Below are 25,195 nucleotides of genomic sequence, written 5' to 3'. Positions count from 1 at the left end.
TAGATCGAGCGGGCCGGCCGCGTCGAGCGGCGGCCCGGCGTCGCGCTCCCGGTCTCGGGCGGAAACGCGGACGCGACCGCGGGGGAACCCGCCGCCGACGAGGCGGACCCCGTCCCCTCTCGCGCCGAGGCCCTCGCGGCCTCGACGCTCGCGCGGACCCGGTACTCCGGCGACCCGGCGGCGGCGCGCGACGCGCTCGCCCCGCTCGGACTGCCGGCCGACCTCGACTCGGACGACCGCCGGCGCTTCGCGTCGCTGGTCGCGGTCGACGCGGTCGACGGCGACGACGCGAGCGCCCGCGCGGCCTCGGCGGTCGAGCGCGCGCTCCGCCCGTACGTCACGGACGGGCCCTTCGAGACGGTCGGGGGCTACGCCGACGTGCTCGACGCGCTCGCCCGGGAGGCGCCCGGGACGGGAATCGCGCTCGCGCTCGCGAGCGACCCGGACGCGTCGCTTCGGACGGCCGCGCTCGACGCGTGGCTCCGCCACGGTCTGGCGGCTCACCGCGCGCTCGACGACGCGGCGGTCGGCCGGTACGACGGCTGCGTCGTCGCCCGCGTTGACGCGTCTCCGGCGGTCCTGCCGACGGTCGCCCGGCTCGTCCGGGACTTCCGGTCGCCGGAGCCCGTCGCGGTCGCGCTCGACGAGACCGCGGGCCGACTCGCGGTCGCCGCGACCGGTGGCGGCAGCGCAGCGGGCGACGCGGCCGCCGACCGGATCGGCCTCGGCGACGCCTGCCGGACCGCCGCCGGCGAGGCCGGCGGCGACGGCTGGGGGACCCCCGTACGCGGGGGGATCGCGGTCGACGACGGCGATATCACGGCGGCGCTGGCCGCGCTCCGGGAGGCGATCTGAGATGGTCGACGACGACTCGCCGGCCGCTGACGACTTGCCGGCCGCTGACGACTCGCCGGTCGTCGACGCCGACCGAACCGCCACGGTCCGGACCGAACACGCCGACGCCGCGACGGTCGCGGCCGCGCTCGGACCGGACGAGACCGACTCGATGCGCACCCGGGTCGACGGCGACACCGTCGCCTGCACCGTTTCGCGACCGACCACCGGCGGGCTCCAGTCGACGGTGGACGACCACCTCGTGAATCTGCGCGTCGCCGACCGCGTCATCCGGCGCGGACGGGCGCACGTCGCCCCCGACGCGCCGCGGACCGACGCCGCGAACGAACCGCACTCCGACGCCACGGACGAACCGCAGACGACCGACACCGACACACACACCGACACATGAGCGAACGATCCGTATCCAAGAGCAGAGAACAGAAGCGCTGGTACTCCGTGCTGGCGCCCGAACAGTTCGACCGACAGGAGCTCGGCGAGACGCTCGCCGAGGAGCCCCAGCAGGTCGTCGGGCGCACGATCACGACGACGCTCGACCAGCTGACGGGCGACTCCAACGCGAACAACACGAAGTTAACCTTCAAGATCACCGACGTCGGCAGCGACACGGCGTACACCGAGTTCATCAAGTACGAGCTGACGCGCGACTACCTGCGCTCGCTCGTCCGCCGCGGCGCCTCGAAGGTCGAGGCGTCGATCACGGTGCTGACGACGGACGACTACCGCGTCCGCGTCCAGCCCGTCGCCCTGACGACGAAGAAGGCGGACCGCTCGCAGGAGAAGGCGATCCGCCGCGTGATGATCGACAAGGTCCACGCCGCCGCCGAGGAGCGCACCTTCGAGGCGTTCGTCGACGCGATCGTCGACGGGAACCTCTCGTCGGCCATCTACGGCGACGCCAAGGAGATCTACCCGCTGCGTCGCGTCGAGGTCCAGAAGCTGACCCTCGAAGCGCGCCCGCGAGAGGTCGCCGCCGAGGAGGAGGCGTCCGTGGACGTCGACGCCGACGAAGTGGCCGTCGACGCCGACGAGTAACGCCTCGCCGCGCGGACCGACGCGACCCGTTTTGCGTTTATCGACCGCGGAGCGGCGGCGCCGGGGGCTCACCCCTCGTCGACGCGAGCGACCATGCGGTGCCGCGCGACCGCGAACCCCCGTTTCTCGTAGAACGCCCTGGCGCGCTCGTTGCCGACGGCCACGTCGAGCGTCACGCGCTCGCAGCCGCGGGCCGCGGCGGTCACGTCGACCCGGTCGAGCAGATCGCCGGCGACGCCCTCGCCGCGGTACGGCTCGCGGACGTACAGTTCGCCGACGTGGAGCCGGTCGCCCGCGGCGAACACGGGCGCGGACGACTCGACGCTCGCGGCGGCGTAGCCGACGAGGTCGCCGCCGTCGACGGCGACCCACGTCATCGCCTCGTCGTCGTCGAGGCGGTCTGCTCGGCGTTCGACGCCCGCGGCGACGAGGTCGAGGTCGTCGGCGAGGCGGTTCCGCTCGGCGACCGGTTCCATCTCCCGGGCGAACGGCAGCCACAGTTCCTCGACCAGCGGTCGCACGTCCGCCTCGCGGAGCCGCCGGATCTCCACGGTCACACCTCCGAGACGGGGACCGTCAGTTGGCGGCGGTACGGTTCGAACCCCCACCGCTCGTAGAACGACGTCGCGCGCTCGTTGTCGACGTCGACGTCGAGCCGGAGTTCGCCGCAGCCGTGGTCGCGCGCGTCGGCGACCGCCCGTTCCATTAACAAGTCGGCCAATCCGGTCCCTCGATACGACTCGTTCACGTAAACGTCGCCGACCACGAGCCGGTCGGGGCGGTCGAACACCTCGGGACACGCGTCGACGCTCGTCGAGACGAACGCGACGAGGTCGCGGTCCGGGCCGGGAACCCCGACGGGCGCGGGGCTCTCGGGGTCGAGAACCTCGGAATCGACGTCGCCCGCCTCGGCTTCCGGGTCGACCCCGACCACCCACGTCCGGTGGTCGTCGTTCTCGCGGCACAGATCGAGGCGGAACTCGGTCTCCGCGGCGATCAGCTCGTCGTCGGGGCGATCGGCGAGCGCGTGGTCCGACGCGGCCGCGGCGAGGTCGCGGTGGTAGGGGAGCCACAGCTCCCTCGCGTAGCGCTCCGCAGCCGCCGCCGTGGGGGGCAGTCGTCGAATCTCCATACGGCGGCCACCGGAGCGGTCGGCATACGCTTTCGGGTCGCGTGCGAGCCGTCCGCATCCTTCGATATCCGGGAGACGAAAGCTTGAAACGCCGCTCGCCCGACCTCACGGACATGGAACTGCGGGTCATCGAGAAGACGGACACGGAGCTCAACATCGAGATCGCGGGCGAGGACCACACGTTCATGAACGTGCTGAAGGGCGCCCTGTTGGAGTCGGACGACGTCGCGGCCGCGACCTACGACGTGAACCCCGAGCAGTCCGGCGGCCAGACCGAGCCCGTTCTCACCGTCAAAGCCGAGGAAGGCGACCCCCTCGACGTGCTCGCGGACGCCGCCGACTCGATCACCGAACGCACGGACGCGCTGCGCGACGCGGTCCACGCGGCCTGACGCCGATCCGAGGCTCCTCCTTTCGCGACCCGACTCACGAGGGGCATACCTAAGTACCGACTCCCGAAACGGAGGGGCATGCCGCCGAGCGTACTCATGCTGGGGTGGGGGTTCCCGCCGAACATCACCGGCGGGCTCGACGTCCACGTAGGGGAACTGTTCACCGGGCTGCGCGACGACCTCGACGTCGACGTCACGCTGGTGTTGCCGGCGGAGTTCGCGCCCGACGACGAGCCGGGGCTCGAACCCGTCGAGACCGGCGAGGGCGACGTCGCGGCCCGCGTGGGAGAACTCTCCGATCGGTTCGCCGAGCTCGCGCCCGACCACGACCTGATCCACACCCACGACTGGTTCGGGTACGGACCCGGTCGCGCCGCCGCCCGCGAGTCCGACGCGACCTGGATCTCGTCGTTCCACTCGCTGGCGAGCGACCGCAACATCGACCCGCCGAGCCGCGAGGTCGAGACCGAGCGTCGGCTCGCGAACGCCGCCGACACGAACATCGCGGTCAGCGAGATCGTCCGCGAGGACATCAAGGAGCTGTACGACGCTGACTCGCGGGTCGTGTACAACGGCTTCTCCACGCCGAAGTTCTCCGGGAAAGACGTGCGCGCGGACCTCGGTATCGACGGCGAGATGCTGTTCTTCGTCGGCCGTCACACCGACCAGAAGGGGATCTCGCATCTGCTGTACGCGACCAAGAAGCTCCGCGGCCGCGACGTGACCCTCGTCGTCGGCGGGTCGGGTCACCAGACCGAGCAGCTGAAGCGGTTCGCCGAGCTGCTCGGCATCGACGACCGCGTCGAGTTCGTCGGCTACGTCCCGGAGGCGGAGCTGGGCGACTACTACGCCGCCTCGGACGCCTTCGTCTCGCCCTCGTACGCCGAGCCGTTCGGGATCACGATCACGGAGGCGCTGGAGGCGGGGACGCAGGTCGTCGCGACCCCCTCCGGCGTCGCCGAGGTGCTCCCCGACGGCTGCCTCGTCGAGGTCGAGACGGACTCGGAGTCTATCGTCGACGGGCTCATCGAGGCGCTCGACCGCGAGGAGCCGCCGCAGTACGAGCGCCGCGAGTGGTCCGACGTCGCCGGGGACACGCTCGCGGTGTACGAAGACGTCGCGTAGGCCGCGACGCCCGGGTCGAACCCCGGAACCGGGTTACGCTTCGTCGCCGCGGTACACGTCGAACTCGGTCGCCGTCTCGGGGTGGCTGATCCGGAACCCGTCGGCCGTCTCGACCACGCCGCGGGTGCTTCCGGCGCCGCCGCCGTACGGGCTCTCCTCGCCGTCGATCCCGCTCCCGCCCTGGTACGGCGAGGTGTACGGCGACCCCGACACGGGTTCGTCGAAGCTCTCCGGCGGGAGGTAGATCCGCTCGCCGCTCTCGGACCGGACGACGACGGCGACGTCGCGGGTCCCGGTCACGTCGATGACGGTTCGCTCCCCCGTGACGCGCGCGTCGATGTCGATCTCATCCATGCCGCACGTTGCGGACGGGAGTGGCTTAGCAGTACCGGCGTCGTTCGAGTTCCGGCCTCACCCCCGTGGTGAATCCTTTTGTGCGGCCGCGCCGAACCTCGCTTCGATGGACGTCAACAGCCATGCCGAGGAGCTCGCCTCCGACCTCGGCGTCGACAAAGAGGAGGTCAAAGCCGACCTACAGAACCTACTGGAGTACAGCGTTCCCATCGACGAGGCGAAACAGAGCGTCCGCCGGAAACACGGCGGCGGTGGCGGCGGGTCGTCGCCAGCGCCCGACGCCGTCGACGTCGGCGAGATCACGACCGACAACGACGGCGTGACGGTGACGGTCCGCGTGCTCACGCAGGGGACGCGCACGATCCGGTATCAGGGCGACGACCTCACGATCCGCGAGGGCGAGGTCGCGGACGGGACCGGCGTCATCTCCTACACCGCGTGGCAGGACTTCGGCTTCGAGCCGGGCGACTCGCTCACGATCGGCAACGCCGGCGTCCGCGAGTGGGAGGGCGAGCCGGAGCTCAACCTCAACGACTCGACCACCGTCGCCATCGCGGACGAGGAAGTCGAGGTGGATCACGAGGTCGGCGGCGACCGCAGCCTCGTCGACGTCGCGGCCGGCGACCGCGGGCGAAACGTGGAGGTCCGGGTGCTGGAGGTCGACGAGAAGACCATCTCCGGGCGCGACGGCGAGACGGACATCTTAGAGGGCGTCGTCGGCGACGAGACCGCGAAGCTCCCCTTCACCGACTGGCAGCCCCGCTCCGAGATCGAGGCCGGCGCCGACCTCCGGATCGAGGACGTGTACGTCCGGGAGTTCCGGGGCGTTCCCTCGATCAACCTCACCGAGTTCTCGACCGTGACGCCGCTGCCCGACCCCGTCGAGGTCGCGGAGGACGCCCCGCGCCTCTCGGTCGCCGACGCGGTCGGCTCCGGCGGGATGTTCGACGTCGAGGTCGTCGGTAACGTCTTGGAGGTCCGGGACGGCTCCGGGCTGATCGAGCGCTGTCCCGAGTGCGGTCGCGTCGTCCAGAACGGCCAGTGCCGGAGCCACGGGGACGTGGACGGCGAGGACGACCTGCGCGTGAAGGCCATCCTCGACGACGGCACGGACACGGTGACGGTCGTCCTCGACGACGAGCTCACCGCGGAGGTGTACGGCGGCGGCCTCGACGACGCCCTCGACGCCGCGAAGGACGCGATGGACAAGGCGGTCGTGGCCGACGACATCGCCGACGCGCTCGTCGGCCGCGCCTACCGCGTCCGCGGGAACCTCTCGGTCGACGACTACGGCGCCACCCTCGACGCGGCCGAGTTCGAGCTCGCGGACGACGACCCGGCCGCGCACGCCCGCGCCGCGCTCGCGGAGGTGGGCGAATGAGCGACGACGGGCCGGGCGCCCGAGAGGTCGCCTACCGGGTGTTCGCCGCCGAGTTCGACGACGCCTCGCTGTCGTACTCGGAGAGCGACGAGGAGCGCGCGCCGAACTACGTCGTCACCCCGACCGGCGCGCGGGTGAACCGCCTGTTCACCGCGGGCGTGCTCACGGAGGTCGAGCGCGTGAACGACGAGACGCGCCGCGGCCGCGTCGTCGACCCCTCCGGCGCGTTCGTCACCTACGCGGGCCAGTACCAGCCGGAGGCGCAGACCTTCCTGGAGCGCGCCGAGCCGCCGGCGTTCGTCGCGCTCACGGGCAAGGCCCGCACCTTCGAGCCCGAGGACTCCGACCGGGTGTTCACCTCCGTCCGCCCGGAGAGCCTCAACGAGGTCGACGCCGACACCCGGGACCGCTGGGTGGTCTCCGCGGCCGAGGCCACGCTCGACCGCCTCGCGGTGTTCGCGACGGCGTTCGACTCCGACCTGCGCGGCGACGACCTCCGCGCGGCGCTGGAGGCGGGCGGCGCCCCCGCCCCGCTGGCCGCCGGGATCCCGAAGGCGCTCGACCACTACGGCACCACCGCGGCCTACGCCGAGGCGGTCCGCCGGCTCGCGGTCGACGCGCTGGAGATGATCGCGGGCGACCGCGACGAGGTCCGGCCCCTCGAACTCGCGCCCGACGAGGGAGAGCCGACGACGATCGGCCCGCTCCCGGAGACCGACGTGACGGTCGACGCGTCGGCGGCGACGGCCGCGGGCGACGCCGCCGACGACGGGAAACCGACCGCCGAGTCGACCCCGCCCGCCGGCGAGGGCGACGCCGAGGCTGCCGATTCCCAGTCGATCGGCGAATCGGCGTCCGACGACCCCGGCGAGACCTCGACGGCCGAAGCGTCCGAGCCGGCGTCGGCCTCGGCCGCCGAGTCCGAATCGCTCGGCGACGCCGACGCCACCGCCGAGCCGGCCGACACCGATACATCCGCCGAGCCGGCCGACGCGCCCGACGAGACGACGGCCGGTGAAGCGACCGACTCCGGCGCGACCGACTCCGGCGCCGCCGACGCGGCGAGCGACGACGGCGGGCTCGGCGACTTCGACGCTGGCGGCGACTCGGAGGCGGCGTTCGACGCCGGCGGGGACTCGGACGCGGACCTCGATCCGGACGCGGACCTCGATCCGGACGCGGACGCCGACGACATGTACCAGCTCGACGACGAGGAGCGCGAGGAGATCGAGTCCGAGTTCGGCACCGACTTCGCGACCGGGACCGAGGTCGACGAGCCGGGCGAGGCCGATATCGACGTGCCCGACCCGGAGGGGCTCGCCGAGGGGGCCGAGGACTCCGCCGCGGCCGCGGACGAGCCGGTCGGATCCGAGAGCGACGAAGCCGCCGCAGCCGAGGAACCCGCGACCGACGACGCGGAGCCGGGCGCCGGCGGGGACGCGGACGAGGCCGGCGACGCCGACGACGTGGACCTCGAGGCCGCGGCGGTCGCGGCGATGGACGACCTCGACGACGGCGACGGTGCGCCCCGTGAGGCGGTCGTCGAGCGCGTCGCCGACGAGCACGGCGTCGAGCCCGGCGCGGTCGAGGACGCCGTCCAGGACGCGCTGATGAGCGGCCAGTGTTACGAGCCGGGCGACGGGCTGCTCAAGCCGATCTGATGGGCGACGCGCCAGCGGTCGAGCCGGTCGTCGGCCAGCCCGCGGCCCTGGCCGACCTCGGCGCGGAGCGCGCGCTGCTCGTCGCCGACGTCCACGCCGGCATCGAGGTCGGCCTGCGCTACGAGCGCGGCGTCGAACTGGACTCCCGCGCCGACGAGCGGCGCGAGCGCCTCGTCGACCTGATCGTCGAGACCGACGCCGACCGGCTCGTCGTCCTCGGCGACCTCGCGCACCGGATCGGGGCGCCCGACGGCGACGAGCGCCAGGAGCTGGCAACGCTGATATCCGCCGTTACCGACCGCGTCCCGATGACGCTCGTCGAGGGGAACCACGACGCGGGGGTCGCGGCGGCGTTCGCGGACGACCTCGACGCCATCGGTCCCGAGGGGGGAATGCTCGGCGAGGTCGGAGGCCCGATGTCCGGCGTCGCCGTCTGTCACGGCCACACCTGGCCCGATCCCGCGCTCCTCGACGCCGACGTGGTCTGTACCGGCCACGAGCACCCCCAGGTCCGGCTGGAGGACGCGGTCGGCGGCTCGCGCGTCGAGCGCGCGTGGCTCCGCGGGGAACTCGACCCCGCGGCGTTCACCGAGGCGGGCGAGGGGGCCGACCCCGGCGAGGACGCCCGCGACGCCGCTCCGCCCGAGCTCGTCGTCTTCCCCGCGTTCAACGAGCGATCGGGCGGGACGTGGGTGAACGTCGAGGGGCAGTCGTTCCTCGCGCCGTACCTCCCGGCGGCGCTGCCGACCGCGGACGCGTACCTGCTCGACGGGACCCGACTCGGCGACTACCGACGGGTCTGAGCGCCGCGGGCCGGCCCCCTCGGCGCGCCGTCGCGGGCGAGGGCCGTTTTCCACGCGAGCGGGAGCGTTTTGCCTCGCGACGCGCGATCCGTTTCCATGGTCACCGACCGCTCCCCGAGCGAGATCGACGAGCCGGGATGGCACTGGCTCCGCGTCAAACACGTCACCGGATTCCCGCGACAGGCCCGCGACGGCTACTTCCCGAAACACGGCGTGACGCGGCCGGCGGCGACGACCGAGGCGAATCTACCGGAGATCGACCGAGAGCGAGAGGGATCGCTCCCGGCCGACCCCGAGACCGTCCGCGACGTCGACCGGCTCGCGCTGGAGACGACGTACCTGAGCGGGAAGTGGCTCGTCGAGCGCCCCGCCGAGACGGTCGACGGGCTCTGGGAAGCGGTCGTCGACGACGTCGAAGCCGGGCGGTTCTGGGACGCGAAGGTCACGACCCGCGCCGGCCGCGAGGCGTTCGGCGAGACGGCCCACGCCGTGCTGGTGTTCACGCCGAACTACTTCCACCGGGCGGACGTCGACCGGGTGCGACGCCGACTCGGAGAGGTTCACGGGGCGACCGAGGAGATCCGGTACCGACCCGACGTGTACACGCTCGACGGGGTCCACGAGGAGCGGCTCGGCCCGCTCGGTGACTCCGGCGCGGCGCGGTTCCGGGCCTGAATCCCGAGCCGCAGGGAGCGGTCGGACTACTCGACCGGGCGGAACCGGAAGCCGTCCCACGCCTGGCTCTCCGGCTCGCGGATGCCGGCGCCCGGTTCGCGCAGTTCGTCGGCGTAGACGGGCTCGACGCGGTCGCCGATCTCGACGTCGAACTGCTCGCCGCCGTCGCCCTCGTCTCCGTCGCTTCCACGACCTGCCTCGCCGCGCTCGGCGATCTGCCCGAGCGCGCGGACCGGCGGGCCGTCGTACTCGTCACCCATCTCGAACTCGACGATGGCGAGGGTGTTCGGCTCGCGGACGCCCGGCGGCGTCGCGGTCGAGGTCGTCCACGTGACGACGCGCCCCTCGTACTCGCGGAGGTCGACGGTCCCGACGCGCTCGGCGCCGTTCGGGCTCACGGTGTGTGGCGGGTAGGTGACCGTCCCGTCCGCGTACTCCGCCGCCTCGAAGGTCGGCTCCGCGCTGTCCCCCTCGGTCGTGCCGTCGCTTTCGGCCGCGTCGTTGTCGCTCATTGGCTGCCCTCCAGAACGGTGGTGGTCACGCAGTTCCCGAACCCGCCGACGTTACAGGCGAGCCCCGTGTCGGCCTCCACCTGTCGCGGGCCGGCGTTCCCGGTGACCTGCTGGTAAATCTCGTACACCTGTGCGACGCCGCTGGCCCCGAGCGGGTGGCCCTTCGACTTGAGCCCGCCCGAGGTGTTGATCGGGAGCTCGCCGTCGCGGTCGGTGACGCCCTCCTCGACCGCCTTCCACCCCTCGCCCTTCTCGAAGAAGCCGAGGTCCTCGCTCTGGAGGAACTCGAGGATGGTGAACATGTCGTGGAGCTCGGCCACGTCGACGTCGTCCGGGGAGATCCCGGCCGTCTCGTAGGCGATCTCCGAGGAGTCGACGACGCCGCCCATCGTCGTCGGATCGGCGCGTTCGTGGACGACGTGCGTGTCAGTCGCGCCGCCGATCCCGCTGATTACGGCGTAGTTGCCGCCGGGGGCGTACTCCTCGGCAACGGACTCTGGGCAGAACACGAGCGCCGCGGAGCCGTCCGTGATCGGGCAGAAGTCGTACAGCCGGAGGGGGTCCGCGACGACCGGCGAGTCGAGGACCGTGTCGAGGTCCACCTCTTTCTGAAACTGCGCGTGGGGGTTGTCCACGCCGTTCCGGTGGTTCTTCACCGCGACCTTCCCGAGGCTCTCGCGGGGCGCGTCGTACTCGTCGAGGTACAGCCGCGCGGTGAGCCCCGCGAACGAGGGGAGTGTGACGCCGTGTTTGTACTCGGCCGGGTGCGTGAGCGACGCGATCACGTCGGTCGCCTCCGACGTCGTCCGGTGGGTCATCTTCTCGCCGCCGACGAGCATGGTGAGGTCGCTCGCGCCCGAGGCGACCGACTGCCACGCGGCGTACACGCCCGCGCCCCCGGACGAGGAGGTCTGGTCGATCCGCGCGGTGTAGGCCGGCTGGGCCGCCAGGTCGTGGGCGAGGGCGTTCGGGACGCCGGTCTGGCCCTCGAACTCGCCGCTGGCCATGTTCGAGACGTACAGGTGCTCGAGGTCGTCGCCGTCGACGCCGGCGTCGTCGAGCGCGGCCGCGCCCGCCTCCGCCAGCAGCTCGCGCACCCAGGCGTCGCGCTGCCCGAACCGGGTCATCGACGCGCCGACGATCGCTACGCGTTCCATACGCCCGGGTCGACCGCGGTCGCCTAAAACGTACCTCTCCGCGGTCGGCCGGGACGGCCCCTCGTCCCGGTTCAGTCGGCCGCGGTCGGGGCGTCGTCGCCGGTCGCGACGGGAGCCTCGCCGCCCACTGCGGGACCGTCGCCTTTGGCCGCCGCCCGCGAGTCCGTCACGTCCATGAACGCCTGCCGCCGGGCGTAGAAGAAGTAGACGTACGGCACCTTCGCCAACACGTCGAGGAAGGCGTACGTCAGCGCGGCGCCCACCGCCCCGGTGAACCCGATACCCGCCGGGCCCATCAGCCAGACGAACGGGTAGGCGAGCCACAGCAGCCCGACGTGGTTCTTCAGTAGGCTGAACAGCCCCCGTTGCATCGGGTCGTCGGGGATACCTCCCGGGAAGATCACGTACAGGTACGCGAACAGCGAGACGTGGAACAGCGCGGAGACGCCGAACAACGCCCACTTGAGCGTCCCGCCGCTCACGACCGCGGCGGCACCGAACACGATCATCAGCGCGTCCGCGATCATCACGCCGGCGATGGCGCGACGCGACGCGCCGGCGGTGTACCCGATGAATCCGACCAGGAGCGGCGTGGTGACGACCCAGTCGACGTAGCGAAGGCCGACGAGTTCGGCCCCGTTGACCGTGACCGTCCCGATCCCGAGCGCCATCCCGACGTAACTGAGTCCGGCGAACCCGGGGATAACGGCCAGCGCGGCCAGCCGCGTGCGCGCCCTCGACCCCTCCAGCTTCGCGTACAGCGCCGCGGTGATCCCGACTCCGATGAGGAAGGCGACCGCCGCCAGCCAGTACGCACTGGTGACGGCACCGGTCATCGCGCACCCCCGTCGGTCGTCGCCCGCGAGTGCGCCGTCCCGGACTCGGCGGCCGGGCCGCCTGAGGCGGCCTCGCCCTCCTCGACGGTGAACGCGGCGACCCGGTCTTGAAGCGTCGTCACGGCGTCGGTCTGGAACGCCCGCAGCGAGTCGGACACGTCCTCGACGACCGACTGTCCCTCCTGGATCTCCGTCGCGGCCTGTTCCGCCGTCTCCGCGGTCTCCGTGCTGATATCCGTGATATCGTCGACGGAGTCGGCGGTGTCCTGTACCGTGTCCGCCTGGTCCGCGGTCGTCCGGCGGATCTCGGTGAGCGACCCGCTGATCTCGTCGACGGAGTCGGCGATCGACTCGATGTCGGAGAGCGTCGACTCCACGGTGTCGGTCCCGGTCTGGACGCGCTCCTGCGTCGAGCGGATCGACACCGTCACCTCCTCGGTCTGGTCCGCGATGTCGTCTATCATCTGGTCGATCTCGTTCGCGCGGGACTGCGTCTCCTCGGCGAGCCCCTTCACCTCCTCTGCGACCACGCTGAACCCGTCGCCGGAGCCGTCCGCCCGGGCCGCCTCGATCGAGGCGTTCAGCGCGAGCATGTTGGTCTGTTCCGCGATCTCGCCGATGATGTCGACGATCTCGGTGATCTCTTCCATTCCGTCTTGGAGCTGCTCGACGCGGTCGACGGCGCGTTCAGCCTCCGACTCGACCTCGGCCATCTCGTCTAGGGCGCTCTGCGAGGAGCTGCGGGCGTCGTCGCTGGTCGCCGCCACCGCCTCGCTCCGGTCCGAGAGGTCGTCGACGGTCGCCGCGATCTCCTCGGCGGACGCGCTGATGTTCTCGACGTCGGCGGCGATCGACTCCAGCTCCGCGCGCTGGTCGCTCGCCTGCCCGCGAATCGTCGTGGCGCTCTCCGTTGCGTCCGCGACGCGCCGCTCGACCTCGCCGCTCATCTCCGCCATCTCGCCCGCGTCCGCCTCGATCCGGTCGGCCATCTCCCGCACCGTCTCGACCGTCCTCTGGAGGTCGTCCATCATCCGGTTGAACGATTCCCCGACGGTCGCGAGGCTCTCGTCGCTCTCGTCGACGTCGACGCGGCGCGTGAGGTCGCCGGTCGCGGCCTCCTCCATCACCTCGGCGTACCGCTCCGCGGTCCGCCGGTACCGGTCCGCCATCTCCGTCGCTTCGGCCCGCGCGTCCTCCAGCTCGTCTTGCGTCCGTTCCATCTCCGCCAGTCGGTCCTTCAGCGAGACCCGCATCTCCTCGATCGACCCGGCCAGCTCACCGAACTCGTCGGTCCGGGTGGACCGGACCTCGCGGTCGATGTCGCCGTCGGCGACGCGCCGCGTCTGCGCGCCGATCTCTGTGACGCTGGCGATCGTCTCGGCCGCGTTGATCGACCCCAACGTCAGCAGTCCGGCGACGGCCGCGACGACCGTCGCGTTCGCGTCGTCGGTGACCACCCCGACGGCGACGATGAACGCCCCCGTCGCGACGTACCCGACGCCCAGTTTCGCCCCGTAGCTGTCTTTCACCGCTGCGATCGGCATGTGACCGATCAGGGAAACCAACGTGTTAAACCGACGCCTCTCCATATCAATCGTGATATTCAGGCGCGTTGCCGGTCCCAAATTCTGGGCACTTTCCGCCGAAGCCCCGATCGTCTCGCTACTCCGCGCGTCGCCCGCCGTGGCCCGGGTAGTCGCGCTCGAACCGCGACCCGATCTCGTCGCGGTCGAGCCGGATCACCACCGGCCGCCCGTGCGGGCAGGCGTAGGGGTTCTCGCAGTCGTCGAGCCGGTCGAGCAGGTCGACGACCCGCCCCTCGGTCAGCGAGGTGTTCCCGGTGACGGAGGGGTAACACGCGAGGTCGGCGAGCAGCTCGTCGACGACGTTCGCGACCGGCTCGTCGCCCGCGGCGGCGTCGTCGACCAGCGCGGAGAGGACGTCGCGCAGGAGGTCGGGGTCGAGCGCGGCGTCGAAGACGGCGGGGACCGCCGTCACCGCGACCTCGCGCTCGCCCGCGCGTTCGGCCCGGAACCCGATCGCGGCGAGGTCGTCGACGAACTCCTCGAACAGCGCCGCCTCGCGCGCGGTCAGCTCGATGCGGACCGGCTCCGCGAGCGCCTGCGCGTCCGCGCCGTCCGCGAAGGTCGCCGTCAGCCGCTCGTAGTTCACCCGCTCGTCGGCCGCGTGCTGGTCGATCAGCACGAGTCCGTCGGGCGCCTCGGCGACGACGTACGTCCCGTGGAGCTGTCCCAGCACCCGCAGCGAGGGCAGCGAGTCGAACTCGCGCTCGCGCTCGGTCGCCTCGCCGTCGAGGGTCCGCTGTCGCGCGGCGGATCGGGGTCGGGCATCCGACCGCCGCGCGTCCTCGCCGGTCGACACTTCCCTGCCGCCCGCCATTCCGTCGCGGTCAGGTCCGTCGCCGTCCGGTCCGTCACCGAGCGACGGGGAACCGTTCGAGTCCTCGACGCCCGAGGCGTCGGCGTCGCGGTCGACCGCGTCGCTCAGGGCCTCGGCGTCGTCGGCCTCGCCCCGGGCGCCGACGTCGGTCGGTCCCTCCGGGTCGCGCTCCGTCGCGTCTTCCTGCCAACTCCGCGGAGAGGGGCGGTCGCCGCTCGCGTCGTCGCTCGCGCCCCCGTCCAGCCCGTCGACCGCCCACGCCGCGTCGTCGTCGGGGTCCAGCTCGGTCGGCGTCGCGGAGTCGACGGCGTCGGACTCGGACGCGTCGGTGTCGGCTTCGCTTCGGGGGCTATCGCCGTCGTCACCCGAATCGGGTCGCGAGCCGGGACCCGCGGACTCTGTCGACTGCGCGGATTCGGTCGACCGCGGAGACCCGCGCCCCTCGCGCGCGGCGCGCTCGTGGTCGGTGTCCGCGCCCCCGACCGCCTCGTCGGCCGGCGTCTCGGGATCGACGGCGGTCTCGTCCGGCGCCGACTGCCCGCGGGGCGCGGTCGACCGGACCAGGCCGTGGTCGAGCAGGGCCTCCTCGACGGCCGCCTCGACAGCCGACCGGACCGCCGACTCCTCGTCGAACCGCACCTCCAGCTTGCGCGGGTGGACGTTCACGTCGACGTCGCCGGACGGGACCTCGACGAAGAGGACGGCGAACGGGTAGCGGTCGGGGGCCAACTGGCCGCCGTAGGCGTCGAGGGTCGCCTCGCGGAGCGCGCTCGCGGTGACGTACCGGCCGTTGACGTACGTCGAGAGGTAGTCGCGCGTCGAGCGCGCCGTCTCCGGGTGTGAGACGAGCCCCGTCACGCGCTGGACCGGCGCGTCGTCTCCCGTCCCGTCCTCGTCCCTGTTGTCCCCGCCGTCGGGCGTCCACTCGACGTCGATCATCGACTCGGCCACCTCGCGGCCGTAGACGGCGAGGACGGCCGAGCGGAGGTCGCCGTTCCCCTCGGTCGCGAACGTCTCGCGGCCGTCGTGTTCCAGCGAGACCGCGACGTCGGGGTTCGCAAGCGCGTAGCCGGTCACGACCGTGTTCACGTGGTCGAACTCGGTGGCGGTCCGCTTGAGGAACTTCTCGCGGGCGGGCGTGTTGAAAAAGAGGTCGTCGACCTCCACGGTCGTCCCCGCGGGACAGCCGGCGGGGCGCACCTCGCCCACCTCACCGCCCTCGACGGTAATCTCCGCGCCCGCCTCGGCGCTCGGGGGTCGCGATCGGACGGTGAGCCGCGAGACCGCGCCGACCGTGTACAGCGCCTCGCCGCGGAAGCCGAGCGTGCCGACGCCGCGGTCGAGGTCCTCGATGTCCCCGATCTTCGAGGTGGCGTGCTCGGCGACGGCCGCCTCCAGCTGGTCCGCGGGGATGCCGACGCCGTCGTCGCGGACGCGGATCCCCTCGGTGCCGCCCGACTCGACCGACACCGCCACGCGGCTCGCGCCCGCGTCGAGGCTGTTCTCGACCAGCTCCTTCACGACGCTCGCGGGCCGTTCGACGACCTCGCCGGCCGCGATCCGCTGGACGGTGCGCTCGTCCAACCGCTCGATTGCTGGCGGCTCCATGTTACCGTCCGTCCGACGAGCGCGCACTTCAAGCCGTTGTCGCCCGCGGCGACGCGAGACGGACTGAAGCCCGGCGAGCATGCCCTTTATAAACAAATGCGGTGGCGCGTGCCTGCGAGCGGCCGACAGGCCGCGAGCAGCCCGCGCGAGGGAGTCGGGCGCGCCGAGGGCGACCGGAGGGAGCCCGACGGACGCGCCCGACGAGGCTGGGGAGGCGAGAGGTGCCGTGCTGTGCGGGGCGGGACTCAAAGGGGCGGCCGCGAGGACGAAGCACGGCGACGTAAGCACCGCAGCGAAGGAGCGGTAGCGACTGAGCGAGGAGCGCAGCGAGCCGCGCGAGTCCTCGCGGCTGGGGCTTTGGAGTTGTTCACCGCCGTTCAGCGGTCAGTTATTTATAAGCGAGCGACAGGGGTTTCGGAGGTGTTCGCCGTCGATCCGGTATCAACCATCTATAAACAAGCGGCTTGGGCAGTGGAAGGGGCCACCGCAGCGTCAGCAGTTTTCAAGCAGATATACTGGGTTCTGATAGCGTTCGATCTCGGCACGGGGAGAAAGTACGAACGATCGGTTCACACGCCGGCGCCCTATCCGAAAACCGGCCCACCTAAGCGACCGCGGCCGCGATCTCCTCGTCGGTGAGGAACACGTCCTCGCCGGTCTCGGGGTCGAACAGGTGGATGTCCTCCTCCGCGAAGGAGACGCCGACCTCGTCGCCGGCTTCCGGCTTCACGTCCGCGGGCGAGCGCGCGAGGAAGTCCTCGGTGACGGTGAGGTGTACGTAGTTGTCGGAGCCGATCGGTTCGACGACCTCCACCGTTGAGCGCAGGTTCCCCTCGCCGTTCGGCGACTCGTCGAGGACGATGTTCTCCGGCCGGATACCCAGCGTGTACCGGCCGTTCCGGAGGTCGTTGCCCCGGACGTACTCCGGCGAGAGGCTGAGTTCGAACCCGGCGTCCTCGTTCCGAATCGTCGCCGTCGTCCCGTCCGTCTCCACGTCGACGTCGAGGAAGTTCATCGACGGCGAGCCGATGAAGCCGGCGACGAACTCGTTCACAGGGTTCTGGTACACCTCGGTGGGCGCGCCGACCTGCTGGAGCTCCCCGTCGTTGAGGATGGCGAGGCGGTCGCCCATCGTCATCGCCTCCTCCTGGTCGTGGGTGACGTACATCGCGGTGACGCCGAACTCCTTCTGGAGCTTCTGGATCTCCGCGCGCATCTCGGTGCGGAGCTTCGCGTCGAGGTTCGAGAGCGGCTCGTCGAAGAGGAACACCTCGGGCTCGCGCGCGATGGCCCGGCCGAGCGCGACGCGCTGCTTCTGCCCGCCGGAGAGCTCGTCCGGCTTGTCGTCGAGGAGGTCCTCGATACCCATCATCTCCGCCATCTCGCGGACGCGCTCGTGGCGCTCCTCCGTCGTCATGTCGGTGCTCATCTTGAGCCCGAACGCCATGTTCTGCCGGACCGTCTTGTGCGGGTATAACGCGTAGTTCTGGAACACCATCGCGACCGGGCGCTCCTTCGCGTGGACCTCGGTGATGTCCTCGTCGTCGAAGCTGACGGTGCCCGACGTGGGCTCCTCGAGACCCGCGACCATCCGGAGCGTGGTCGTCTTCCCGCAGCCCGAGGGCCCGACCACCGTCACGAACTCCCCGTCGTCGATCTCCAAGTCGAGGTCGTCGACCGCGACGATGGTTCCCCGGTCGAACTCCTTCCGGAGCGTATCGAGCGTGACGCGTGCCATTTCCCTGAAGACCGGCCCGACGGCATATGAGTTCTTTGCTGTTTTTCTGATATATGGTGAATAATCTCTTCTCAAATATTCGACGCGCGTCGTCGCCGCCCGATCGGACCGTTGGCGAGGCCGCTCGCCGGCCGGAGCGATCGCCGTCGAATCAATTCGGATCGATGATTGATCCGGGTCGACCCGGATCAATCCGGATCGATCGGGACGTATCCCAAACACTAAATGTATGAAAATATAGTTCATCATTTGTTCTAGTCACATGAACGAGAAACGTAGAACGCTGCTCAAGGCGATGGGGGGATCGACTGCGCTCGCGGGGCTCGCGGGCTGTATCAGCACCGGTGGCTCCGGCGGGGACGGTTCCGACGGCTCCGACGGCGGCGACGCCGGGGGCACCGCGACGCTGTGGACCGACCTCTCCGACGGCGAGGACGAGGCCATGTCCGCGTACATCGACGAGTACGAGTCCGAGAGCGGGGACACGATCGACAAGAACGAGCCCGGCGGCGAGCTCGACCAGCAGCTCGAGACCGCCATCCCGTCCGGCGAGGGCCCCGACTCGTGGATCTGGGCGCACGACTGGATCGGTCGGTTCGCGGTCCGCGAGGAGCCGCCGTTCCTCTACGACGCGAGCGACGACGTCGACGCCTCGCTCGACGTGTTCACCGAGACCGCACAGGAGGCGGTCCAGTTCGACGGCGCGCTCCACGGGCTCCCGTTCGCGTCGGAGACGGTCGCGCTGTTCTACAACGAGGACATGGTCGACGAGCCGCCGGAGACGCTCGACGACATGATCTCGACCATGGACGAGTTCCACAATCCGGAGAACGGGGAGTACGGCCTCTCGTACCCCGTGACGAACCCGTACTTCGTCAGCGGGTTCATCCAGGCGTACGGCGGCGACATCTTCGACACCGAGAGCCTCGAGAACGACCTCGACAGCGAGGCGTGTAAGCGGGGCATGGACGCGCTCGAACGGGTGTCCGACTACGTGCCGGCCGACCCCGGCTACGAGTCGCAGATCGTCGCGTTCGCCGACGGCGCCGCGCCGTTCGCGATCAACGGCCCGTGGGAGATCGCGAACCTGAGCGAGGAGATCGAGAACCTCGGCGTCACCACGCTCCCGACCATCGACGGCAACAACCCGCGGACGTACTCGGGCATCCAGACGTTCTACTTCAGCGCGATGCTGTCGGACGCCGACCAGTCGACGGTCGACGCCGCGACGGGGCTCGCAGAGTGGTACACCACCAACGAGGAGATCATCCAGACCAACGCCGAGGAGCAGGGGTACATCCCCGTGCTCTCCTCGGTCGTCGAGGACGGGAACCTCTCCGAGGACGTCCGGGCGTTCGCCCAGCAGGTCGACCACGGCGTCCCCATCCCGACTCACCCGAACATGAACGCCGTCTGGACGCCGCTGACCGAGGCGCTGACCCGCGTCTTCAACGGCAACCAGGAGAGCGGCCCGGCCCTCGACCAGGCGGCCTCGGAGATCCGGGAGAACCAGTAGGCGACACCCGCTCTACCCACCATGGCTTCCTCACAACTCGACGTCGGCGGCGGCGGGCTCTCGCGGCTCCGGTCGGCGCTGCCGTTCTCCGGCCACGACTGGGGACTGCTGCTCGTCATCCCCGGCGTGATCCTCTTCTCCAGCTTCATGCTGTACCCGATCGTCTACCTGTTCTACATCTCGCTGACCGACGCGACGTTCGCCGGCTCGGTGATCGGCGGCGGCGCCGAGCTGATCGGGCTGGCGAACTACGCGCAGCTGCTCCGGGACCCGCAGTTCTGGTCGTCGATGTCGACGACCTGGTTGTTCGTCGCCGTCTCGCTCGTGGTCAAGGTGTTCGTCGCCGTCGGCATCGCGCTGCTTCTGAACCACGCGCGGGTCGTCGGGAAACGCTACATGCGCGCCGCGGTGATCGTCCCGCTGGGGTTCCCCGGCATCTTCACGATCACCGTCTGGCGCGGGATGTTCAGCGACGCCCGGTTCGGCGTGTTCAACACGGTTCTGGGCCGGTACAACGAGTTTATGTCGGCGCTGTCGGCGCCGCAGGTCCTCCTTTTCGACGTGCCGATCGGCTTCCTCAGCGGCCGCTGGGAGGCGTTCTTCGCGTACGTCACGACCGAGGTGTGGCTGGCGTACCCGTTCATGGTGATCATCATCGTGAGCGCGCTCCAGGACGTGCCCGAGTCGCTCCACGAGGCCGCGATGGTCGACGGCGCCGGGTGGCTCCAGCGGTTCCGGACGGTGACGCTGCCCGCGATCAAGGGGCCGGTGCTGTTCGCCTCTATCCTCACCGCGGCGACGTCGTTCCAGCAGTTCCTGATCCCGTGGGTGTTCAACCGGGGCGGCCCGGCCAGACAGAACGAGCTGATCATCGTGTACGGCTACCGCGAGGCGATCAGCTTCAACGAGTTCGGGCTCTCCGCGGCGATCCTCATCGTCGCCATCGCGTTCGTCGGGCTGTTCATGCTCGTCGCCGTGCGCTACGGCGGCCTCGCCGAGGGGGTGGGTGAGCAATGAGCGCGATCCGCTCGTTCGCGGCGCTCGTCGCCGCCAAGCTGGTCGCGTTCGCGACCGCCCCCAAGCGGTTCGTCGTCACGGTCCAGCGGGCGATCTACGACCTCCGCACCGGGAAGCGCACCCCATGGGACGTCGCGAAGAGCGTCCTGATGACGCTGTTCGGCCTCGCGATGGTGCTGGTGCTGCTGTTCCCGCTGTTCTGGATCTTCGCGGCGTCGCTGGCCGAGGGGACGCGGCTGTTCACTACCAGCGGCATCTTCCCGGACCCGTCGACGTACAACCTCGGCGCGTACCGGTGGGTGATCTTCGAGTCCGACTTCTTCTTCGTCGACGGCGACTGGGGGTACCCCCAGCTCGTTCTCGGCGGGAGCGGCGGGCTCGTGAGCTTCCGGTGGGCCGGCACCGAGACCGGTCCCGGCGCGGTGTTCAACAGCCTCTACATCGTCAGCGTGACGCTCGCGGCCGGGTTCGGGATGATCGTCCCGGCCGCGTACGCGTTCTCGCGCCGGAAGTTCGTCGGCCGCAAGCGCATCCTCTACGGCTACGTGCTGTTCACGCAGATCGGCGCCGGGCTGTCGATCGCGACGCTCGTGGCGCTGTACTCGCTGTTCAGCAGCTACGGGCTCACGAACAACCTGTTCGTTCTCGGACTGTTCTACGCCGCGTCGGCGATCCCGTTCAACACGTGGCTACTGAAGACGTACATGGACAACATCCCCGTCTCCTACGAGGAGGCGGCGATGGTCGACGGCGCGAGCTTCTTCGACACGATCCGGGAGGTGATCCTCCCGCTGACGAAGCCGGGGCTCGCCGTCGTCCTGATCTTCGTCTGGCTCGCCGGCTGGAACGAGTTCATCATCGCGCAGACGCTGCTGCGCCCCGAGAACTACCCGCTGTCGGTGGAGCTGTACAACATCGCGACCGAGGGGCGGTTCTCGACGCCGTGGACCCGCTTCGCGGCGTTCGCGAACCTGTTCGCGCTGCCGGTCGCGATCGTCTACTTCGCGGCCCAGCGCTCCGTCGAGGACGGCCTCTCGTTCGGCGGAATGGAGGGGTAGGCGGTCCGAGCGCGGTCCGTCGTCCGCCGCTCAGTCGTCCGCGGTCGGCGTCGGCGCCTCGCCGCCGAGCCGCTCGCGGTCGTGGGGGGCCTCGAAGTCGAGGTCGGGGCCGCGCGCGACGATGCCCGAGGGAGTCACGTCCGGGTGCGTGGTGTAGTAGTGCTCCTTGATGTGCTCCATGTTCACCGTCTCCGCGACGCCCTCGGTCTGATAGAGGTCGCGAAGGTACGGCCAGAGGTTGTCGTACTGGTGGATGAACTTCCGGTTACACATGAAGTGGGTGTGGTACACCTGGTCGAAGCGGATCAGCGTGGTGAACATACAGATGTCCGCCTCAGTGAGCGCGTCGCCGACGAGGTATCGCTGATCGGCGAGCCGCTCGTCGTACCGGTCGAGCGCGTCGAACAGGTCGTCAATCGCCTCGTCGTAGGCGCTCTGGGAGGTCGCGAACCCGGCGCGGTAGACGCCGTTGTTGATCGGTTCGTAGATGTCGGTGATGACCTCGTCGACCTCCGCGACGGTCGCGTCGTCGTCCGCGTCGGGCAGCAGCGAGACGCCGTTACCGAGGCCGGTGAACGCGGTCGAGAGGGTTCGGAGGACCTCGCGTGACTCGTTGTTGACGATGGTCTCCTCCTCTTTGTCCCACAGCACGGGGACGGTCACCCGGCAGGTGGCGTCGGGGTCGGCCTCGACGTACAGCTCGCGGAGGTAGTCGCTGTCGTGGAGGTGGTCGGGGGTACAGCCCTCCTTCTCCGGGGTGAACTGCCAGCCGTCCTCGTCGCGGTACGGGTCGACGACCGAGACGCCGATGGCGTCTTCGAGGCCGAGCAGCGACCGCGCCAGCAGCGTGCGGTGCGCCCACGGGCAGGCGTACGAGACGTACAGGTGGTACCGGCCGGCCTCCGGCTGGAACCGCTCGTCCGGCTCCGCGTCGACGTGGTCGGGCACGTCGCTGCCCGCGACCCAGTTCCGGAAGGTGGTCTCGCCCCGCTGGAAGGCGCCCTCCTCGTCGGTCGCCTCGTAGGTGTCCGTGCGCCACTCGCCGTTCACGAGCTGATTCATACTCCATAGTTGGGCTTCGGCCCATATAACGTGGGCGGGGACACGCGTGTCACCCGTCGGACGAACGGTCGGCTATCGGACTTTGCGTTCGATGGTTATAATTGAGCGACGATTGGCCGACGGCCGATACCGCCAGAGCCCCAGCCGCTTGCTTATAAGTCGCTGCTGGTAGATCGGCGGTGAACGCCGCCAAAGCCCCAGCCGGGAGGCCGGCCCTTTGAGTCCCACCCCGCCCCGCACAGCGACCGCACCTCACGCCTCCCCAGCCTCGCGGCTCACGCGTCGCGGCTGCGCCGCTCGCGTTCGCCGCGTCTAGCGAGGGACCGAAGGTCCCTCTGGCGGCGCGTAGCGCCGGCGACCTCGCGCGGACTCCTCGCGGCCTCCGCTTCGCTCCGGCCGCTCGCAGGCACGCGCCGCCGCATCTGTTTATAAAGAACTACGATCGTCCCGGTGGCTTTTCGTCGTCGCTCGCGTGTCCCGACCCATGACCGAGGAAGGCGAGTCCGCGCCGACCGTCGCGGTCGTCGGCGGCGGCGCGGTCGGCGTCACGGCGGCTCACGACCTCGCGGCCCGCGGCGCCGACGTGACGCTGTACGAGCGCGACGAGTTGGCGGCCGGGAGCTCCGGGCGCGCGGCGGGCGTCCTCTACGACGCCTACGCCGAGGACGTCGACGCCGCCGTCGGCGCCCGCGCGCTGGAGCGGTTCCGCGCGTTCGACCGGTCGCTGCCCGGCTTCTCGTTCTCGCCCTGCCCGTACGTGATCGCGGTCCGCGAGGGCGACCCCGACGCCGACGCCGTCCCGGCGATGGTCGAGCGCATGCGCGCTCACGGCCGCGAGGTGTCGCTCGTCGACCCCGACGCGCTCGGCGAGCGGTTCCCCGCGCTCCGGACCGACGACCTCGCCGTCGCCGCGGTCGCGGAGGGGGCGGGGTGGACCGACCCGCCGAGCTACGTCCGCGTCCTCGGCCGCCGGGCCGCCCGCGAGGGCGTCGCGGTCGAGACGGAGACGCCGGTCGCGCTCGGCCCGCGGACCGACGCGGGGCGCGAGATCCGGGGCCGCGACGCCGGCGCCGACGGGAATTCGGGGGCCGAAACGCGCGCGTTCGACGCGGTCGTCGTCGCGGCCGGGGCGCACACGCGGTCGCTGCTCGCGGACGCCGGCGTCTCGGTCCCGGTCGTTCCCTACCGCGTCCAGGCGCTCGTCTGCCCCGAGCCCTACGACGGCCCGATGGTCTACGACGCCACCGCGGACGCGTACCTCCGCCCGCACCCGGACGGGCTGCTCGCGGGCGACGGCACGGAGCCGGTGCCGGCCGACCCCGACGGCTACCGGCGCGAGGCGGACGACTGGTTCCGCGAGGACGTCGCGGCCGTCCTCGACGAGCGGCTCGGTCGCGACGGTCGAACCGACCAAATCGATCCCGACGCAGACATCTCGCGGTCGTGGGCCGGACTCTGTACCGCGACGCCCGACGGCGACCCGCTCGTCGGGCCGGTGGACGCGGACGAGACCGCGGGCCGCGACTCGATCGGCGCTCCTGCCCCCTCCCTATTCGTCGCCGCCGGCTGGCAGGGCCACGGGTTCATGCGAGCGCCCGCGATCGGCGAGACCGTGGCCGAGGGCGTGCTGGCGTCGCTCGCGGGCGTCGCGTCCGACGCGCCGGACTCGCCGTGGATCGGCGCGTTCGACCCGGCGCGGTTCGACGGCGACGAGGCGTTCGAGATCGCGGAGGGGATGTCGCTGTCGAACCGGACCGAGGGGGAGTAGCCGGGCGGAGCGGGGGCCCGACGGGCGCGGTCAGTCGTCTTCCTCGACCACGTCGACGTCGCTCGACCCGCCGCGTTTGGGGATCTCGACGTGGAGCGTGCCGTTGCGCGTGAGCGTCGCGTTCGCGCCCTCGGGCGTCACGTCGGCGTCGCGCGGGAGGTCGACGCTCCCGGACAGCGAGACGCCGCGGCCGGGGAAGACGAGGTCGTAGCCGTCGTAGAAGTCGCGGAAGCGTTCGAGGCTCACTTCGACGGTGCGGTCGAGGAAGGTGACGTCGACGTCCTCGCCGCGGACGCCCGGGGCGTCGAAGACGACGAGGTACGCGTCGTCGCTCTCGAGGAGGTCGGACGAGAGCGGGCGGCGCTCCTGGACGCGGCCCCACCCGCGGCCGACGCGTTCGAGGGCGTTCCGGAGCGCCGACCGACCGGTCTCGACGAGTCGGCTCACGGGCTCACACCTCGATTTCGACGAGGTCGCTCCCCCCGCAGTACGGACACGAGAGGTCCTCGACCGCGTGGTCGTCGGGCACGTCGTACGTGTAGTGGTTCTCGAACATGTCCAGCTCGCAGTCGTCGCTGACGCACTTGACCTCCATCGTCGATGGCATATACGGTCGTAGTGCCGGCGAGGGCTTAAACGGCGTGGCGGCGGCGACTCGGGGGCCCGAAACGCGACGGCGATCGGCGCTCCGCGCGACGGGCCGGTCAGAGCCCCGCGCCGCGCATGCGCTCCGGAACGACGGTCCGCTCCGCGAGCAGCGCGAGGAGGACCCCGGATGCGACGCCGGCGGCGAACCCCGGCCCGTACGGGAACAGGCTCGGCGCGAACGCCAGCGCGACGCCGAGCCAGACGATCGCGACGAGGACCGCCGCGCCCGCTGCGACGGACGCCAGCGTCTCGTACCGGTCCGGCGGGAGCCGGTCCCGAGCCAGCCACGCGGCCGGTCCGACGAGCAGGGCGGTGCCGACCGCCCACGCGGCCGCGGCGCCCCACGGGCGCGGGTCGGCGGCGCGGAACTGACCCGCGGCGAAGACGCAGACCGCGCCGGTCACGAGGAGCTGTACGATACGCCGCCGGCGAGCTGGCGTCTCGGAGGGCACGGGTGACGGT

Annotated in this window: 25 protein-coding genes and 1 pseudogene; 13 read left to right on the top strand and 13 right to left on the bottom strand. The window is 71.1% G+C overall.

Translation table 11 applies throughout. The features are described 5' to 3' along the window. Positions 1 to 6: 6 nt before the first annotated feature. From EXE45_RS08750 to EXE45_RS08740, 3 genes and pseudogenes are all read left to right on the top strand, one after another. Positions 7 to 855 (top strand): annotated as a pseudogene (locus EXE45_RS08750) (exonuclease RecJ); the annotation flags it as partial. 1 nt (position 856) lies between these two features. After that, positions 857 to 1,246 carry a KEOPS complex subunit Pcc1 gene (locus EXE45_RS08745; protein WP_241988387.1) on the top strand — a complete coding sequence of 130 codons (390 nt, stop codon included), beginning with the start codon at positions 857 to 859 and terminating at the stop codon, positions 1,244 to 1,246. Further along, positions 1,243 to 1,890, top strand: a complete 648-nt coding sequence (locus EXE45_RS08740) for a 30S ribosomal protein S3ae (protein WP_092921086.1) — start codon at positions 1,243 to 1,245, stop codon at positions 1,888 to 1,890. The genes EXE45_RS08745 and EXE45_RS08740 overlap by 4 nt, the downstream gene beginning before the upstream one ends. A 68-nt stretch (positions 1,891 to 1,958) precedes the next feature. On the opposite strand, the gene EXE45_RS08735 is transcribed toward EXE45_RS08740, so the two are convergent. Further along, complete coding sequence (locus tag EXE45_RS08735; protein ID WP_241988388.1) at positions 1,959 to 2,447, bottom strand: GNAT family N-acetyltransferase; 489 nt, start codon at positions 2,445 to 2,447, stop codon at positions 1,959 to 1,961. Beyond that, positions 2,444 to 3,022, bottom strand: a complete 579-nt coding sequence (locus tag EXE45_RS08730; protein ID WP_092921087.1) for an N-acetyltransferase — start codon at positions 3,020 to 3,022, stop codon at positions 2,444 to 2,446. Before EXE45_RS08730 ends, EXE45_RS08735 begins: the two co-directional genes overlap by 4 nt. Positions 3,023 to 3,135: 113 nt before the next feature. Between EXE45_RS08730 and EXE45_RS08725 the strand changes: the two genes are divergently transcribed. Both EXE45_RS08725 and EXE45_RS08720 read left to right on the top strand, forming a co-directional pair. Beyond that, on the top strand, positions 3,136 to 3,414 hold the full coding sequence (locus tag EXE45_RS08725; RefSeq protein ID WP_092921088.1) for a DNA-directed RNA polymerase subunit L: 279 nt from the start codon (positions 3,136 to 3,138) through the stop codon (positions 3,412 to 3,414). Positions 3,415 to 3,510: 96 nt separating this feature from the next. Further along, on the top strand, positions 3,511 to 4,539 hold the full coding sequence (locus tag EXE45_RS08720) for a glycosyltransferase family 4 protein (protein WP_092921376.1): 1,029 nt from the start codon (positions 3,511 to 3,513) through the stop codon (positions 4,537 to 4,539). A 33-nt stretch (positions 4,540 to 4,572) separates the two neighbouring features. Here EXE45_RS08720 and EXE45_RS08715 read toward each other — a convergent pair whose 3' ends face one another. Beyond that, the gene (locus EXE45_RS08715) at positions 4,573 to 4,893 is read right to left on the bottom strand and encodes a hypothetical protein (protein WP_137694066.1); all 321 of its coding nucleotides are present in this window, start codon (positions 4,891 to 4,893) and stop codon (positions 4,573 to 4,575) included. Between the two features lie 106 nt (positions 4,894 to 4,999). Here EXE45_RS08715 and EXE45_RS08710 point away from each other — a divergent pair, with 106 nt between their 5' ends. The 4 genes from EXE45_RS08710 to EXE45_RS08695 all read left to right on the top strand — a co-directional run bounded on the left by EXE45_RS08710 (position 5,000) and on the right by EXE45_RS08695 (position 9,413). Beyond that, positions 5,000 to 6,274 (top strand): Single-stranded DNA binding protein, encoded by a 1,275-nt coding sequence (locus EXE45_RS08710; protein WP_137694065.1) that lies wholly within the window; start codon positions 5,000 to 5,002, stop codon positions 6,272 to 6,274. Next, on the top strand, positions 6,271 to 7,935 hold the full coding sequence (locus EXE45_RS08705) for a hypothetical protein (protein WP_092921091.1): 1,665 nt from the start codon (positions 6,271 to 6,273) through the stop codon (positions 7,933 to 7,935). Before EXE45_RS08710 ends, EXE45_RS08705 begins: the two co-directional genes overlap by 4 nt. Then, positions 7,935 to 8,738: a metallophosphoesterase gene (locus tag EXE45_RS08700; protein ID WP_092921092.1), complete on the top strand. Its 804-nt coding sequence runs from the start codon at positions 7,935 to 7,937 to the stop codon at positions 8,736 to 8,738. The genes EXE45_RS08705 and EXE45_RS08700 overlap by 1 nt, the downstream gene beginning before the upstream one ends. A 96-nt stretch (positions 8,739 to 8,834) precedes the next feature. Then, complete coding sequence (locus EXE45_RS08695) at positions 8,835 to 9,413, top strand: putative phosphothreonine lyase domain-containg protein (RefSeq protein ID WP_092921093.1); 579 nt, start codon at positions 8,835 to 8,837, stop codon at positions 9,411 to 9,413. Positions 9,414 to 9,439: 26 nt separating this feature from the next. Here EXE45_RS08695 and EXE45_RS08690 read toward each other — a convergent pair whose 3' ends face one another. The 6 genes from EXE45_RS08690 to EXE45_RS08660 form a co-directional block, all read right to left on the bottom strand. Continuing rightward, positions 9,440 to 9,925, bottom strand: a complete 486-nt coding sequence (locus EXE45_RS08690; protein WP_092921094.1) for a hypothetical protein — start codon at positions 9,923 to 9,925, stop codon at positions 9,440 to 9,442. Then, positions 9,922 to 11,082, bottom strand: coding sequence for a 3-ketoacyl-CoA thiolase (locus tag EXE45_RS08685; RefSeq protein WP_092921095.1), 1,161 nt, complete (start codon positions 11,080 to 11,082; stop codon positions 9,922 to 9,924). The genes EXE45_RS08690 and EXE45_RS08685 overlap by 4 nt, the downstream gene beginning before the upstream one ends. A 71-nt stretch (positions 11,083 to 11,153) precedes the next feature. Then, positions 11,154 to 11,918 carry a bacteriorhodopsin gene (locus EXE45_RS08680; RefSeq protein WP_137694064.1) on the bottom strand — a complete coding sequence of 255 codons (765 nt, stop codon included), beginning with the start codon at positions 11,916 to 11,918 and terminating at the stop codon, positions 11,154 to 11,156. After that, the gene (locus EXE45_RS08675) at positions 11,915 to 13,462 is read right to left on the bottom strand and encodes a methyl-accepting chemotaxis protein (protein ID WP_241989441.1); all 1,548 of its coding nucleotides are present in this window, start codon (positions 13,460 to 13,462) and stop codon (positions 11,915 to 11,917) included. Before EXE45_RS08675 ends, EXE45_RS08680 begins: the two co-directional genes overlap by 4 nt. A gap of 118 nt (positions 13,463 to 13,580) precedes the next feature. Then, positions 13,581 to 15,926, bottom strand: coding sequence for a DNA mismatch repair endonuclease MutL (gene mutL, locus EXE45_RS08670; protein WP_137694063.1), 2,346 nt, complete (start codon positions 15,924 to 15,926; stop codon positions 13,581 to 13,583). Between the two features lie 604 nt (positions 15,927 to 16,530). Beyond that, positions 16,531 to 17,664 (bottom strand): ABC transporter ATP-binding protein, encoded by a 1,134-nt coding sequence (locus EXE45_RS08660; RefSeq protein WP_092921099.1) that lies wholly within the window; start codon positions 17,662 to 17,664, stop codon positions 16,531 to 16,533. Between the two features lie 262 nt (positions 17,665 to 17,926). Between EXE45_RS08660 and EXE45_RS08655 the strand changes: the two genes are divergently transcribed. The 3 genes from EXE45_RS08655 to EXE45_RS08645 are packed head-to-tail and all read left to right on the top strand — an operon-like array spanning position 17,927 to position 21,255. Next, positions 17,927 to 19,180: an extracellular solute-binding protein gene (locus tag EXE45_RS08655; protein WP_174548999.1), complete on the top strand. Its 1,254-nt coding sequence runs from the start codon at positions 17,927 to 17,929 to the stop codon at positions 19,178 to 19,180. 21 nt (positions 19,181 to 19,201) lie between these two features. Next, positions 19,202 to 20,197 carry a carbohydrate ABC transporter permease gene (locus EXE45_RS08650; RefSeq protein ID WP_092921100.1) on the top strand — a complete coding sequence of 332 codons (996 nt, stop codon included), beginning with the start codon at positions 19,202 to 19,204 and terminating at the stop codon, positions 20,195 to 20,197. Then, positions 20,194 to 21,255: a sugar ABC transporter permease gene (locus tag EXE45_RS08645; RefSeq protein WP_092921101.1), complete on the top strand. Its 1,062-nt coding sequence runs from the start codon at positions 20,194 to 20,196 to the stop codon at positions 21,253 to 21,255. Before EXE45_RS08650 ends, EXE45_RS08645 begins: the two co-directional genes overlap by 4 nt. A gap of 30 nt (positions 21,256 to 21,285) precedes the next feature. Here the strand turns inward: EXE45_RS08645 and EXE45_RS08640 are convergent, their stop codons facing one another. Continuing rightward, entirely contained in the window at positions 21,286 to 22,317 is a 1,032-nt protein-coding gene (locus EXE45_RS08640) for a glutathione S-transferase family protein (RefSeq protein ID WP_092921102.1), read from the bottom strand. A gap of 484 nt (positions 22,318 to 22,801) precedes the next feature. On the opposite strand from EXE45_RS08640, the gene EXE45_RS08635 reads away from it, so the two are divergent. Continuing rightward, positions 22,802 to 24,085 (top strand): FAD-binding oxidoreductase, encoded by a 1,284-nt coding sequence (locus tag EXE45_RS08635; RefSeq protein ID WP_137694062.1) that lies wholly within the window; start codon positions 22,802 to 22,804, stop codon positions 24,083 to 24,085. Between the two features lie 30 nt (positions 24,086 to 24,115). On the opposite strand, the gene EXE45_RS08630 is transcribed toward EXE45_RS08635, so the two are convergent. From EXE45_RS08630 to EXE45_RS08625, 3 genes are all read right to left on the bottom strand, one after another. Beyond that, the gene (locus EXE45_RS08630; protein ID WP_092921104.1) at positions 24,116 to 24,532 is read right to left on the bottom strand and encodes an Hsp20/alpha crystallin family protein; all 417 of its coding nucleotides are present in this window, start codon (positions 24,530 to 24,532) and stop codon (positions 24,116 to 24,118) included. Positions 24,533 to 24,536: 4 nt separating this feature from the next. Then, complete coding sequence (locus EXE45_RS20400; RefSeq protein ID WP_017342671.1) at positions 24,537 to 24,692, bottom strand: hypothetical protein; 156 nt, start codon at positions 24,690 to 24,692, stop codon at positions 24,537 to 24,539. Positions 24,693 to 24,789: 97 nt separating this feature from the next. After that, entirely contained in the window at positions 24,790 to 25,185 is a 396-nt protein-coding gene (locus EXE45_RS08625) for a hypothetical protein (protein WP_137694061.1), read from the bottom strand. Between the last annotated feature and the right edge of the window lie 10 nt (positions 25,186 to 25,195).

It is taken from the genome of Halorubrum sp. SP9, from assembly GCF_005435015.1.
GTDB classification, from domain to species: Archaea; Halobacteriota; Halobacteria; order Halobacteriales; family Haloferacaceae; genus Halorubrum; species Halorubrum sodomense.
Note: the sequence above shows the minus strand (reverse complement) of the source record. Positions and strands in the feature narration are given on the sequence as shown.

Excerpts from the sequence above, each read along its gene's own strand:
- EXE45_RS08745 (WP_241988387.1), top strand. The coding sequence starts at position 857 with ATGGTCGACGACGACTCGCCGGCCGCTGACGACTTGCCGGCCGCTGAC.
- EXE45_RS08740 (WP_092921086.1), top strand. The coding sequence starts at position 1,243 with ATGAGCGAACGATCCGTATCCAAGAGCAGAGAACAGAAGCGCTGGTAC.
- EXE45_RS08730 (WP_092921087.1), bottom strand. The coding sequence starts at position 3,022 with ATGGAGATTCGACGACTGCCCCCCACGGCGGCGGCTGCGGAGCGCTAC.
- EXE45_RS08725 (WP_092921088.1), top strand. The coding sequence starts at position 3,136 with ATGGAACTGCGGGTCATCGAGAAGACGGACACGGAGCTCAACATCGAG.
- EXE45_RS08720 (WP_092921376.1), top strand. The coding sequence starts at position 3,511 with ATGCTGGGGTGGGGGTTCCCGCCGAACATCACCGGCGGGCTCGACGTC.
- EXE45_RS08715 (WP_137694066.1), bottom strand. The coding sequence starts at position 4,893 with ATGGATGAGATCGACATCGACGCGCGCGTCACGGGGGAGCGAACCGTC.
- EXE45_RS08710 (WP_137694065.1), top strand. The coding sequence starts at position 5,000 with ATGGACGTCAACAGCCATGCCGAGGAGCTCGCCTCCGACCTCGGCGTC.
- EXE45_RS08705 (WP_092921091.1), top strand. The coding sequence starts at position 6,271 with ATGAGCGACGACGGGCCGGGCGCCCGAGAGGTCGCCTACCGGGTGTTC.
- EXE45_RS08700 (WP_092921092.1), top strand. The coding sequence starts at position 7,935 with ATGGGCGACGCGCCAGCGGTCGAGCCGGTCGTCGGCCAGCCCGCGGCC.
- EXE45_RS08695 (WP_092921093.1), top strand. The coding sequence starts at position 8,835 with ATGGTCACCGACCGCTCCCCGAGCGAGATCGACGAGCCGGGATGGCAC.
- EXE45_RS08690 (WP_092921094.1), bottom strand. The coding sequence starts at position 9,925 with ATGAGCGACAACGACGCGGCCGAAAGCGACGGCACGACCGAGGGGGAC.
- EXE45_RS08685 (WP_092921095.1), bottom strand. The coding sequence starts at position 11,082 with ATGGAACGCGTAGCGATCGTCGGCGCGTCGATGACCCGGTTCGGGCAG.
- EXE45_RS08680 (WP_137694064.1), bottom strand. The coding sequence starts at position 11,918 with ATGACCGGTGCCGTCACCAGTGCGTACTGGCTGGCGGCGGTCGCCTTC.
- EXE45_RS08675 (WP_241989441.1), bottom strand. The coding sequence starts at position 13,462 with ATGCCGATCGCAGCGGTGAAAGACAGCTACGGGGCGAAACTGGGCGTC.
- mutL (WP_137694063.1), bottom strand. The coding sequence starts at position 15,926 with ATGGAGCCGCCAGCAATCGAGCGGTTGGACGAGCGCACCGTCCAGCGG.
- EXE45_RS08660 (WP_092921099.1), bottom strand. The coding sequence starts at position 17,664 with ATGGCACGCGTCACGCTCGATACGCTCCGGAAGGAGTTCGACCGGGGA.
- EXE45_RS08655 (WP_174548999.1), top strand. The coding sequence starts at position 17,927 with ATGAACGAGAAACGTAGAACGCTGCTCAAGGCGATGGGGGGATCGACT.
- EXE45_RS08650 (WP_092921100.1), top strand. The coding sequence starts at position 19,202 with ATGGCTTCCTCACAACTCGACGTCGGCGGCGGCGGGCTCTCGCGGCTC.
- EXE45_RS08645 (WP_092921101.1), top strand. The coding sequence starts at position 20,194 with ATGAGCGCGATCCGCTCGTTCGCGGCGCTCGTCGCCGCCAAGCTGGTC.
- EXE45_RS08640 (WP_092921102.1), bottom strand. The coding sequence starts at position 22,317 with ATGAATCAGCTCGTGAACGGCGAGTGGCGCACGGACACCTACGAGGCG.
- EXE45_RS08635 (WP_137694062.1), top strand. The coding sequence starts at position 22,802 with ATGACCGAGGAAGGCGAGTCCGCGCCGACCGTCGCGGTCGTCGGCGGC.
- EXE45_RS20400 (WP_017342671.1), bottom strand. The coding sequence starts at position 24,692 with ATGCCATCGACGATGGAGGTCAAGTGCGTCAGCGACGACTGCGAGCTG.